10 protein-coding genes, 1 rRNA gene and 1 riboswitch are annotated in these 12,054 nt (G+C 53.5%); of the genes, 9 read left to right on the forward strand and 2 right to left on the reverse strand.

Features of this window, described 5'->3' with window-relative positions:
* Positions 1-76 precede the first annotated feature (76 nt).
* The 4 genes from argC to oxyR all read left to right on the forward strand — a co-directional run bounded on the left by argC (position 77) and on the right by oxyR (position 4,501).
* Positions 77-1,081 (forward strand): N-acetyl-gamma-glutamyl-phosphate reductase, encoded by a 1,005-nt coding sequence (gene argC, locus FE839_RS21795; RefSeq protein ID WP_138362859.1) that lies wholly within the window; start codon positions 77-79, stop codon positions 1,079-1,081.
* Between the two features lie 6 nt (positions 1,082-1,087).
* Positions 1,088-1,864 (forward strand): acetylglutamate kinase, encoded by a 777-nt coding sequence (gene argB, locus FE839_RS21800; RefSeq protein WP_138362860.1) that lies wholly within the window; start codon positions 1,088-1,090, stop codon positions 1,862-1,864.
* 77 nt (positions 1,865-1,941) lie between these two features.
* Positions 1,942-3,315 (forward strand): argininosuccinate lyase, encoded by a 1,374-nt coding sequence (gene argH, locus FE839_RS21805; RefSeq protein ID WP_138362861.1) that lies wholly within the window; start codon positions 1,942-1,944, stop codon positions 3,313-3,315.
* Between the two features lie 268 nt (positions 3,316-3,583).
* Positions 3,584-4,501: a DNA-binding transcriptional regulator OxyR gene (gene oxyR, locus FE839_RS21810; protein ID WP_138362862.1), complete on the forward strand. Its 918-nt coding sequence runs from the start codon at positions 3,584-3,586 to the stop codon at positions 4,499-4,501.
* Here oxyR and sthA read toward each other — a convergent pair.
* The gene (sthA, locus tag FE839_RS21815; RefSeq protein WP_138362863.1) at positions 4,484-5,884 is read right to left on the reverse strand and encodes a Si-specific NAD(P)(+) transhydrogenase; all 1,401 of its coding nucleotides are present in this window, start codon (positions 5,882-5,884) and stop codon (positions 4,484-4,486) included. The genes oxyR and sthA overlap by 18 nt on opposite strands.
* A gap of 196 nt (positions 5,885-6,080) precedes the next feature.
* On the opposite strand from sthA, the gene fabR reads away from it, so the two are divergent.
* Positions 6,081-6,716, forward strand: a complete 636-nt coding sequence (gene fabR, locus FE839_RS21820; protein ID WP_138362870.1) for an HTH-type transcriptional repressor FabR — start codon at positions 6,081-6,083, stop codon at positions 6,714-6,716.
* Between the two features lie 15 nt (positions 6,717-6,731).
* Positions 6,732-7,091 (forward strand): YijD family membrane protein, encoded by a 360-nt coding sequence (locus tag FE839_RS21825; RefSeq protein WP_138362864.1) that lies wholly within the window; start codon positions 6,732-6,734, stop codon positions 7,089-7,091.
* A gap of 45 nt (positions 7,092-7,136) precedes the next feature.
* On the opposite strand, the gene trmA is transcribed toward FE839_RS21825, so the two are convergent.
* Complete coding sequence (gene trmA, locus FE839_RS21830) at positions 7,137-8,237, reverse strand: tRNA (uridine(54)-C5)-methyltransferase TrmA (RefSeq protein ID WP_138362865.1); 1,101 nt, start codon at positions 8,235-8,237, stop codon at positions 7,137-7,139.
* Between the two features lie 117 nt (positions 8,238-8,354).
* Positions 8,355-8,535, forward strand: a riboswitch (cobalamin riboswitch).
* A gap of 68 nt (positions 8,536-8,603) precedes the next feature.
* On the opposite strand from trmA, the gene btuB reads away from it, so the two are divergent.
* From btuB to FE839_RS21850, 3 genes are all read left to right on the forward strand, one after another.
* Positions 8,604-10,451, forward strand: coding sequence for a TonB-dependent vitamin B12 receptor BtuB (btuB, locus tag FE839_RS21835; RefSeq protein ID WP_138362866.1), 1,848 nt, complete (start codon positions 8,604-8,606; stop codon positions 10,449-10,451).
* Complete coding sequence (gene murI, locus FE839_RS21840; protein WP_138362867.1) at positions 10,396-11,247, forward strand: glutamate racemase; 852 nt, start codon at positions 10,396-10,398, stop codon at positions 11,245-11,247. Before btuB ends, murI begins: the two co-directional genes overlap by 56 nt.
* Positions 11,248-11,635: 388 nt before the next feature.
* Positions 11,636-12,054, forward strand: a 16S ribosomal RNA gene (locus tag FE839_RS21850); the annotation flags it as partial.

The raw sequence follows: 12,054 nt of genomic DNA on the forward strand, positions 1-12,054 counted from the left end.
CGGCTCAACAGAGTGGGGAAGGCTACGGTCTTCCTGGGCAAATAGACGTAAGCAAGAAAGAAGGTGAAGAGCCCCAATGTTGAACACGCTGATTGTGGGCGCCAGCGGATATGCCGGCGCAGAGCTAGTGGCCTATGTAAATCGCCATCCTCATATGACCATAACCGCTTTAACGGTCTCCGCGCAAAGTAATGATGCCGGAAAATTAGTTTCCGATTTGCATCCGCAGTTGAAAGGTATTGTCGATCTGCCGCTGCAGCCGATGTCCGATATCAGCGAGTTTAGCGCTGGGGTGGATGTGGTTTTCCTCGCCACCGCGCATGAAGTGAGCCATGACCTTGCGCCGCAGTTTCTCGCGGCTGGTTGCGTGGTGTTCGATCTCTCCGGCGCATTCCGCGTGAATGACGGCGCCTTCTATGAAAAATATTACGGTTTTACTCATCAGCATCCTGAACTGCTGGAACAGGCGGTTTACGGCCTGGCCGAGTGGCGCTCTGAGGCGCTGAAAAAGGCGGCATTGATCGCGGTACCCGGCTGTTATCCGACCGCGGCGCAATTGTCGCTGAAACCGTTGATCGATGCAGGCCTTCTGGATCTTAACCAGTGGCCGGTGATCAATGCGACCAGCGGCGTCAGCGGCGCCGGGCGTAAGGCCTCTATCGGTAATAGCTTCTGTGAAGTCAGCCTGCAACCCTATGGCGTTTTCAACCATCGCCATCACCCGGAAATATCCACACACCTCGGCGCAGCGGTGATTTTTACCCCGCATCTGGGTAATTTTAAGCGCGGGATTCTGGAAACCATCACTTGTCGCCTGAAGCCTGGGGTCAGTAACGAGCAGGTCGCAGCAGTGTTCCGGCAGGCTTATGCGGATAAACCACTGGTTCGTTTATATGATAAAGGTGTCCCGGCGTTGAAAAATGTCGTGGGTCTGCCATTCTGTGATATTGGTTTTGCGGTCCAGGATGAACATATCATCATCGTGGCGGCGGAAGACAACCTGCTGAAAGGCGCGGCGGCGCAGGCCGTACAGTGCGCAAATATTCGTTTCGGTTTTGCTGAGACGCAGTCTCTTATTTAAGGTGTGATGATGAATCCTTTAATTATCAAACTCGGCGGCGTCCTGCTGGATAGCGAAGAAGCGCTGGAGCGCCTGTTTACGGCACTGGTGAACTATCGTGAAGCGTATCATCGCCCGCTGATTATTGTGCACGGTGGCGGGTGCGTGGTTGATGAATTGATGAAGCAGCTCAATTTGCCGGTACAAAAGAAAAACGGTCTGCGGGTAACGCCGGCGGATCAGATCGACATTATTACCGGTGCGCTGGCGGGAACCGCTAATAAGACGCTGCTGGCGTGGGCGAAAAAACACGGTCTGGCTTCTGTCGGGCTGTTCCTCGGCGATGGCGACAGCGTTAAGGTGACTCAGCTTGATGAAGAACTGGGCCACGTCGGGTTTGCTCAACCGGGCTCCCCGACGTTGATCAATACGCTGCTGGCGGGAGGGTATTTGCCGGTAGTGAGCTCAATTGGCGTGACTGACGACGGTCAGTTGATGAACGTTAACGCTGACCAGGCGGCGACGGCGCTGGCGGCAACGCTCGGTGCAGACCTGATTCTGCTGTCCGATGTCAGCGGTATTCTTGATGGTAAAGGCCAGCGCATTGCTGAAATGACGGCGGCGAAGGCTGAACAGCTGATCGAGCAGGGTATTATCACCGACGGGATGATTGTCAAGGTGAACGCCGCGCTGGATGCGGCTCGTACTTTAGGTCGCCCTGTGGATATCGCTTCCTGGCGTCATGCCGAGCAGCTCCCGGCGTTGTTTAACGGTACGCCAATCGGCACGCGTATTCTGGCATAATTAATTTATCATTTTTGTCGGCCCGGTAAGCGCAGCCCACCGGGCAGTAAAATTCAAAGATATTAAGGAAGCATGTTATGGCACTTTGGGGTGGGCGTTTTACTCAGGCAGCGGATCAGCGGTTCAAACAGTTCAATGACTCTTTGCGCTTTGACTATCGCCTGGCGGAGCAGGATATCGTTGGCTCTGTTGCCTGGTCTAAAGCGCTGGTGACGGTCGGTGTATTAACCGCCGATGAACAGCAGCAACTGGAAGCGGCGCTGAATATTTTACTGGAAGAGGTGCGGGCTAATCCTCAGCAAATCCTCGCAAGCGATGCCGAAGATATTCACAGCTGGGTAGAAGGCAAGCTGATCGATAAAGTCGGCCAGTTGGGGAAAAAGCTGCATACCGGACGTAGCCGTAATGACCAGGTCGCCACTGACCTGAAGCTCTGGTGCAAGGATACGGTTGTGGAGCTGCTGTCGGCGAATCGTCAGTTGCAAAGCGCGCTGGTCGAAACCGCGCAGAATAATCAGGACGCGGTGATGCCGGGTTATACTCACCTGCAGCGCGCGCAGCCGGTGACTTTTGCGCACTGGTGTCTGGCTTATGTTGAAATGCTGGCCCGTGATGAAAGCCGCCTGCTGGACACGCTGAAGCGTCTGGACGTCAGCCCGCTGGGCTGCGGTGCGCTGGCGGGTACGGCCTATGAAATCGATCGTGAGCAGCTTGCAGGCTGGCTGGGATTCTCTTCGGCGACCCGTAACAGCCTGGATAGCGTGTCCGATCGTGACCATGTCGTGGAACTGCTGTCCGATGCCGCCATCGGTATGGTGCACCTGTCGCGTTTTGCGGAAGACCTGATTTTCTTTAATACCGGCGAAGCGAACTTTGTTGAGCTCTCCGATCGCGTAACGTCCGGCTCTTCCTTGATGCCGCAAAAGAAAAACCCGGATGCGTTAGAACTGATCCGCGGCAAATGCGGTCGCGTGCAGGGTGCGCTGACGGGGATGATGATGACCCTCAAAGGGCTGCCGCTGGCTTACAACAAAGATATGCAGGAAGATAAAGAAGGGCTGTTTGACGCGCTCGACACCTGGCTCGACTGTCTGCATATGGCGGCGCTGGTGCTGGACGGTATCCAGGTGAAACGTCCGCGTTGTGAAGAAGCGGCGCAGCAGGGTTATGCGAACGCGACCGAGCTGGCGGATTATCTGGTCGCTAAAGGCGTTCCGTTCCGTGAGGCGCACCATATTGTTGGTGAAGCGGTGGTTGAAGCCATCGCCCAGGGTAAGCCGCTGGAAGACCTTTCTCTGGCCGATCTGCAAAAATTTAGCGGCGTTATCGCGGATGACGTCTATCCGATTCTGTCGCTGAAGTCGTGCCTTGATAAGCGCGCGGCTAAAGGCGGCGTTTCGCCGCAGCAGGTCGCGCAGGCGATTGCCGACGCTAAACAGCGCCTGGTTTGAGTTATCAGTTCTCTGGCTGACAGGCGGTAAATAAAGGAGGCTCGGGCAATCCCCGGGCTTTTTTATGCAAAAAAAAAAGCGGACGCAAGGTCCGCAAAAGTTCACGTTGGCTTTAATTATCCGGGAGATAATCGATGAGGGGACTTAATGATGTTATAAAGTTTCCCTGATTTATCGATTTATTCTTGAACAGAAAACTTGATAGGGATAATCGTTCATTGCTATTCTATCTATCGCCATGAACTATCGTGGCGATGGAGGATGAATAATGAATATTCGCGATCTTGAATATCTGGTAGCGCTAGCCGAACACCGCCACTTCCGCCGTGCGGCGGACTCTTGTCATGTGAGCCAACCTACGCTCAGTGGGCAAATCCGGAAACTGGAGGATGAGCTTGGCGTGATGTTGCTGGAGCGCACCAGCCGTAAGGTTCTGTTCACCCAGGCGGGGTTACTGTTGGTCGATCAGGCGCGTACCGTGTTACGCGAAGTGAAAGTGCTCAAGGAAATGGCAAGCCAGCAGGGGGAAACGATGTCCGGGCCATTGCATATCGGCCTGATCCCGACGATTGGCCCTTATCTGTTGCCACTGATTATCCCAATGTTGCACCAGACCTTTCCGAAGCTGGAAATGTATTTGCATGAGGCGCAAACGCACCAACTGCTGGCTCAGCTTGACAGCGGTAAGCTGGACTGTGCGATTCTGGCACTGGTCAAAGAGAGCGAAGCCTTTATTGAGGTGCCGCTGTTTGATGAGCCGATGATACTTGCTATCAATGAAGATCATCCGTGGGAGAACCGTGACCGCGTACCGATGTCGGACCTCGCCGGGGAAAAGCTGCTGATGCTCGAAGACGGCCATTGTCTGCGCGATCAGGCGATGGGTTTTTGTTTTGAAGCCGGTGCAGATGAAGACACACATTTCCGGGCGACCAGTCTCGAAACGCTGCGCAATATGGTAGCCGCCGGTAGTGGCATCACACTGTTACCCGCTTTAGCCGTGCCGCAGGAGAAAAAACGCGATGGCGTAGTCTATGTGCCGTGTATTAAGCCAGAGCCGAAACGTACCGTCGGGTTGGTTTATCGCCCGGGCTCGCCGCTGCGTAGCCGCTATGAGCATCTGGCGGAGGCCATCCGCGGTAAGATGGATGGCCATTTCGATGCGGCGTTAAAACAGGCGGTTTAAGCCATTTAACGCAGCGACCCGATAGGCTTCCGCCATGGTTGGGTAGTTGAAGGTGGTGTTAACGAAGTACTCAATGGTGTTACCGCCACCTTTCTGCTCCATAATCGCCTGGCCGATATGAATAATTTCGGCCGCGCGTTCGCCAAAGCAATGTATACCGAGGATCTCTTTCGTTTCGCGATGAAACAGGATCTTTAACGTCCCGACGCTCATGCCGACAATCTGCGCCCGCGCCAGATGTTTGAACTGCGCGCGCCCCACCTCATAAGGCACTTTCATCGCGGTGAGCTGTTGCTCAGTTTTACCGACGGAGCTGATTTCCGGAATGGTGTAGATCCCTGTCGGGATGTCTTCAATCAGATGGGCTGAAGCTTCACCTTTTACCAGCGCCTGGGCGGCAATACGCCCCTGATCGTAGGCGGCGGAAGCCAGACTTGGATAACCAATTACATCGCCGACGGCATAAATATGTGGCAGGGCGGTCTGATACATACTGTTGACCTTCAACTGGCCACGGCTGTCTGTTTGCAGGCCGATATTTTCCAGTGCCAGGGAGTCGGTATTTCCGGTGCGGCCGTTGGCGTATAGCAGGCAGTCCGCTTTCAGTTTTTTGCCGGATTGCAGGTGCATGATGACGCCGTCATCCACGCCTTCAATTTTCTCATACTCTTCATTGTGACGGATCACCACGCCGCTGTTCCAGAAGTGATAGGAGAGCGAATCTGACATCTCCTGATCGAGAAATGCCAGCAGGCGATCGCGGGTGTTGATCAGATCAACCTTCACCTCCATACCGCGGAAGATCGAGGCATATTCGCAACCGATTACCCCGGCTCCGTAGATAATCACATGGCGCGGCTCGTGGTGCAGGCTGAGAATAGAGTCGCTGTCATAAATGCGCGGGTGATGAAAATCGACATCGGCCGGATGATAAGGGCGCGACCCGCAGGCAATCACGAACTTTTCCGCCGTTACGGTTTCAATGGTGCCATCGTGGCATTCCAGCGCGAGAGTGTGTTCATCAACGAAGTGGGCGTTACCCTGTAAAATTTCACAGTGGTTACGCTCATAGAACCCCTGGCGCATATGGGTTTGTTGGTTAATAACGCTGTCGGCATGATTCAGAATGTCGGCGAAGGAAGAACGGAGAAGGCGGGAGTGGTCGCTGTAGAGGGGGTTTTGATTAAACTCGATAATACGGCTGACGGCATGGCGAAGGGCTTTCGACGGGATGGTGCCCCAGTGGGTACAACCGCCGCCGACGTTATGGTAGCGTTCGATGACGGCAACGCGCGCTCCTTGTTTCACCAGTCCCATGGCGGCGCCTTCTCCGCCAGGGCCGGAACCGATCACAATTGCATCATAATCCCAAGAGTGTGTCATGGCATTACTCACCTGTTTTATACATAAAATAAACACGATGATAACATTTGCCGCACTTTAACCCAATTATCGTTGTGCTTTTTTGCGGCATAAAAGTAGAAACAACTCGTAAACAATCATTCACAATCCAGTGTAACCAGATTAGATCTGATCTCTGGTATAGTGCCAGCAGGACATGTGGAAGGATTCAGATAACGTGATGGGCGTAAGAGCGCAACAAAAAGAAAAAACCCGGCGTTCGCTGGTGGAGGCAGCATTTAGCCAGCTAAGTGCTGAGCGGAGTTTTGCCAGTTTGAGCCTGCGTGAAGTTGCGCGGGAAGCAGGGATCGCCCCAACGTCCTTTTACCGACATTTCCGTGATGTTGATGAGCTTGGTTTGACCATGGTTGATGAAAGTGGTCTGATGTTGCGTCAGCTCATGCGCCAGGCACGTCAGCGTATCGCTAAAGGCGGCAGCGTAATCCGTACTTCTGTTTCTACTTTTATGGAATTTATTGGTAATAACCCGAACGCTTTCCGTCTGTTACTGCGTGAGCGTTCCGGTACTTCTTCGGCGTTTCGTGCCGCAGTCGCCCGTGAAATTCAGCATTTTATCGCGGAACTTGCCGACTATTTAGAAATCGAAAACCATATGCCGCGAGCGTTTACCGAAGCGCAGGCTGAAGCGATGGTCACCATCGTGTTTAGCGCCGGCGCCGAGGCTCTGGATGTGAGCCCCGAACAGCGTCGGCAGCTGGAAGAGCGGCTGGTACTGCAGCTCAGAATGATCTCGAAAGGCGCGTACTACTGGTATCGCCGTGAACAAGAAAAAATATCAAATCATTCCGCATAACGTGAAGGACGATCAATGAAACACTCAATACAAGATAGAGGTACACTGCTGCTGGCGTTGATCGCAGGCCTGTCCATTAATGGAACTTTCGCTGCGCTATTCAGCTCAATTGTCCCTTTTTCCATCTTCCCGATTTTGTCGCTGGTGCTGACGGTTTACTGCCTGCATCAGCGTTATCGCAATTGCAGTATGCCGGTCGGTTTACCGGGCCTGGCCGCCGCCTGTTTTATCCTCGGCGTTCTGGTTTACAGCACCGTGGTGCGTGCGGAATATCCGGATATTGGCTCTAATTTCTTCCCGGCGGTACTGTCGGTGATTATGGTGTTCTGGATTGGCTATAAAGTGCGTAACCGCAAGAGTACGGCAACTGAATAATCTCTCGCCCGGCAACACTGCGGTTGCCGGGTTTTCTCCGGATCTTTATTTTTTCGTTAGCAGTACACCGCATTCCATATGGTGGGTATAGGGGAACTGGTCGAATAGCGCCAGGCGAGTGATCTCGTGCGTTTTACTTAGCGTTTCCAGATTCTGGCACAGGGTCTCTGGGTTACAGGAGATATACAGAATACGCGAGTATGCCTGCACCATCTTTTCCGTTTCGCTATCCAGACCGCTGCGCGGCGGATCGACGAAAATCGTCTCACACTGGTAGCTTTTGAGGTCGATCCCCTGCAAGCGGTTAAACTCCCGCACGCCATTCATCGCCTGAGTAAACTCTTCCGCTGACATACGGATAATTTGTACATTATCAATATGGTTGGCGGCAATGTTATATTGCGCCGCCGCCACGGACGGTTTAGCGATTTCCGTTGCCAGCACGCGGTCGAAATTTCGCGCCAGCGCCAGCGAAAAGTTGCCGTTACCGCAGTACAGCTCAAGCAAATCGCCGGTTGCGTCTTTTGTCGCGTCGATCGCCCACTCCAGCATCTGAATGTTCATCGCCGCGTTCGGCTGAGTGAAGCTATTCTCCACCTGGCGATAGACCATTTCACGCCCGCCAACCGGTAAACGCTCATCGATATAGTCGTGATCCAGCTCGATTTTAGTCTTAGTTGCACGGCCAACCAGATGCACGTTCAGGTTTTGCGCCCGCAGCGTATCACGGAAGATTTCCGCCTGCTGACGCCACTCATCGTCGAGTTTTTTATGATACAGCAGTGATATCACGGCCTGGTTGCTCAGCGTGGTCAGGTAATCGACCTGAAACAGTTTATGACGCAGTACCGGGTTATTGCGCACGCCCTCAATTACGGCGGTCATTAACTGATTGATCAGTTCGCTGGCGGCCGGGAAAGTATTCACCCTGATGCGGGATTTTGTCTGCTGGTCAAATATAATGTGATACAGGTCATCGCCATCGTGCCACAGGCGGAATTCCGCGCGCATGCGATAATGGTTGACCGGCGAACGAAACACTTCCGCAACCGGTGCGGCAAAAGGCGCCATCATTTTCTGCAAGCGGACGACTTTTTCTGCCAGCTGCGCTTCATATTGTTCGGTAGGAAGGTGTTCGGGGGTCATGATGCATCCTGAATAAAATAAGTACGCGGGGATTGTAGGGAAAGTGCCGGGGATGTCCAGCCATTGATGATATAAGGAAATATAACCGTAGAAGTCTGGACTTCTATATGTTTCTAATTATAGCATCGTGTTACCGGTCCTGTGAGTTAATAGGGAATCCAGTGTAAATCTGGAGCTGACGCGCAGCGGTAAGGAAAGGTGGGATGAGCGCATTGTGCAGACACTGCGATTTTTTTGCGGGAAGTCCTCATCCATTAAACACCCCGAGCCCGAAGACCTGCCGGAACACGTCGCATTTGGCTTCTATCATCGCGTGCTATTGATAGTCGTCGGCGGCATCCTTCGTTTATTACGGATGCTTTTAAAATGATTAAAAAAGCTTCGCTGATGACGGCGCTCTCCGTCACAGCATTTTCCGGCTGGGCGCAAGATAGCAATTCAGATACGTTAGTGGTGACAGCAAATCGTGTGGCTCAACCTATCGAGACCGTGCTGGCGCCGGTGAGCGTGGTGACGCGGCAGGATATCGATCGCTGGCAGTCAACCTCTCTCACCGATGTGATGCGCCGCCTACCGGGCGTGGACATCGCGCAAAACGGCGGCATGGGGCAGCAGAGCTCTCTTTTCGTACGCGGCACCAACTCCAGCCATGTCTTAATCCTGGTGGATGGCGTACGTCTGAATCAGGCGGGCGTCAGCGGCTCTTCCGACTTAAGCCAGTTCCCTATCGCTCTGGTACAGCGTATTGAATACGTACGCGGCCCGCGCTCGGCGGTCTACGGCTCAGACGCGATTGGCGGTGTGGTGAACATTATTACCACTCGCGACCAGGACGGCACCACGCTCAATGCTGGCGTTGGCTCAAATGGCTATCAGAACTATGGCGGCAGCACGCAGCAGACTTTCGGCGGTAATACTCGCATCACCCTGGCGGGCGACTATACCTATACCAAAGGCTTTGATGTGGTTGCGGAAGGCAATACCGGTGGCGTTCGCCAGCCGGATCGCGATGGCTTTATGAGCAAAACGATCTACGGCGCGCTGGAGCATAGCTTCTCCAATGAGTGGAGCGGCTTTGTGCGTGGGTACGGCTATGACAACCGGACGGCCTATGATGGCTCTCCTTACGGTGGCGTATTAGTTGACACTCGCCAGTTGTATAGCCAGACCTGGGATGCCGGCCTGCGTTTTAATCAGGATATCTTCCACTCGCAGCTGACCTCCAGCTACAGCCACAGTAAGGACTACAATTACGATCCGCGACTGGGGCGCTACGACACCTCGGCGACGCTGGATGAAGTGAAACAGTACAATGTGCAGTGGGCGAACACGGTCGATGTTGGCCACGGCAACGTTGGCGCTGGAATCGACTGGCAGAAACAAACCACTGAGCCTGGCACGAACTATGTGACCGATGGCTACGAAATCCGTAATACCGGCCTGTTTATCACTGGCTTGCAAAAGTTAGGCGATTTCACCCTGGAAGGGGCGGCGCGTAGCGATGATAACTCGCAGTTTGGCCAGCACGGTACCTGGCAGAGCAGCGCCGCGTGGGAGTTTATCGACGGCTACCGCTTTATCGCCTCTTATGGCACCGCCTACAAAGCGCCGAATCTCGGCCAGCTGTACGGCTTCTACGGTAATCAGAATCTCGACCCGGAAGAGAGCAAGCAGTGGGAAGGGGCCTTTGAAGGCCTGACGTCTGGCGTGACATGGCGCCTGTCCGGGTATCGTAATGACATCGATAATCTGATCGACTACGACTCGCAGCTGATGAAATATTACAACGTCGGCAAGGCGCGTATTAAAGGTATTGAAGCGACGGCATCGTTTGATACTGGGCCGCTGGCGCACAGCATCAGCTATGACTATGTCGATGCGCGTGATGCGAAAACCAACGAGCTGCTGGTGCGCCGGGCAAAACAACAGGTGAAATACCAGTTGGACTGGCAGGTTTATGATTTCGACTGGGGTGTGACCTATCACTATCTTGGCACCCGTTATGACAACACTTACGACCCGGTAACCTATGCGCCTGAGAGCGTTAAGTTGGGCGGTGTAAGTTTGTGGGATCTCGCAGTTTCGTATCCAGTCACCTCACATCTCACAGTTCGTGGTAAAATAGCCAACCTGTTCGATAAAGATTACGAGACAGTATATGGCTACCAAACTGCAGGACGAGAATACACCTTGTCTGGCAGCTACACCTTCTGATCCACGTCCCACCGTGCTGGTGTTTGATTCCGGCGTCGGTGGGCTGTCGGTTTACAATGAGATTCGGCAGCTTTTGCCGAATCTGCACTATATCTATACTTTCGACAATGTCGCTTTCCCCTACGGTGAAAAGAGCGAAGCGTTTATTGTTGAACGCGTTCTGGACGTCGTTACCGCCGTTCAGCAGCGCTATCCTCTGGCGCTGGCGGTTATTGCCTGTAACACCGCAAGTACCGTTTCACTTCCTGCACTGCGCGAAAAGTTCGCCTTCCCGGTTGTCGGCGTCGTTCCGGCGATAAAGCCAGCCGCTCGCTTAACGGCGAATGGTATTGTTGGACTGCTGGCGACGCGTGGGACGGTAAAGCGCCCTTATACGCGCGAACTTATCGCTCGTTTTGCAAATGAATGTCGTATAGAAATGCTGGGTTCTGCAGAGCTGGTGGAACTGGCGGAAGCGAAGCTGCATGGCGAAGAGGTGCCGCTCGACGAGTTGCGCCGGATTCTGCGTCCGTGGCTGCGAATGCAGGAATCACCCGATACAGTAGTATTAGGTTGTACGCACTTCCCGTTGCTCACAGAAGAGTTGCAGCAGGTGATGCCGGAAGGAACACGCCTGATTGATTCTGGCGCAGCGATTGCGCGTCGAACAGTCTGGTTGCTGGAACATGAAGCGCCTGATGCAAAATCCGGCGATGCGAATATTGCATACTGTATGGCGTTGACGGCAGAGACTGAAAAGCTTTTGCCCGTTTTACAGCGTTATGGCTTCGCATCACTGGAAAAATTGCCGCTTTAAGCGCGTTTTGCACAAAAAAGAGACGCTTGAAATAATTTTTGAAAACAGGGCTTGTCAACGTCTCAGAACTCCCTATAATGCGCCTCCACTGACACGGAACAACGGCATGCAAGCCGCCGGGTCAGCGGGGCTCAGCGGTGAAAAGTCACCGTGAAAACCGACAGGGAAAAGCAAAATAATTGCTTGACTCTGTAGCGGGAAAGCGTAATATGCACACCCCGCGCCGCAGCGAAAACGAAGCGGCACTGCTCTTTAACAATTTATCAGACAATCTGTGTGGGCACTCAAAGTGACATGGATTCTTAATGTCTTCGGACAATAAATGAATACCAAGTCTCTGAGTGAACACGTAATTCATTACGAAGTTTAATTCACGAGCATCAAACTTAAATTGAAGAGTTTGATCATGGCTCAGATTGAACGCTGGCGGCAGGCCTAACACATGCAAGTCGAACGGTAACAGGAAGCAGCTTGCTGCTTTGCTGACGAGTGGCGGACGGGTGAGTAATGTCTGGGGAACTGCCCGATGGAGGGGGATAACTACTGGAAACGGTAGCTAATACCGCATAACGTCGCAAGACCAAAGAGGGGGACCTTAGGGCCTCTTGCCATCGGATGTGCCCAGATGGGATTAGCTTGTTGGTGAGGTAACGGCTCACCAAGGCGACGATCCCTAGCTGGTCTGAGAGGATGACCAGCCACACTGGAACTGAGACACGGTCCAGACTCCTACGGGAGGCAGCAGTGGGGAATATTGCACAATGGGCGCAAGCCTGATGCAGCCATGCCGCGTGTATGAAGAAGGCC

It is taken from the genome of Klebsiella indica (assembly GCF_005860775.1).
Taxonomy (GTDB): domain Bacteria; phylum Pseudomonadota; class Gammaproteobacteria; order Enterobacterales; family Enterobacteriaceae; genus Klebsiella; species Klebsiella indica.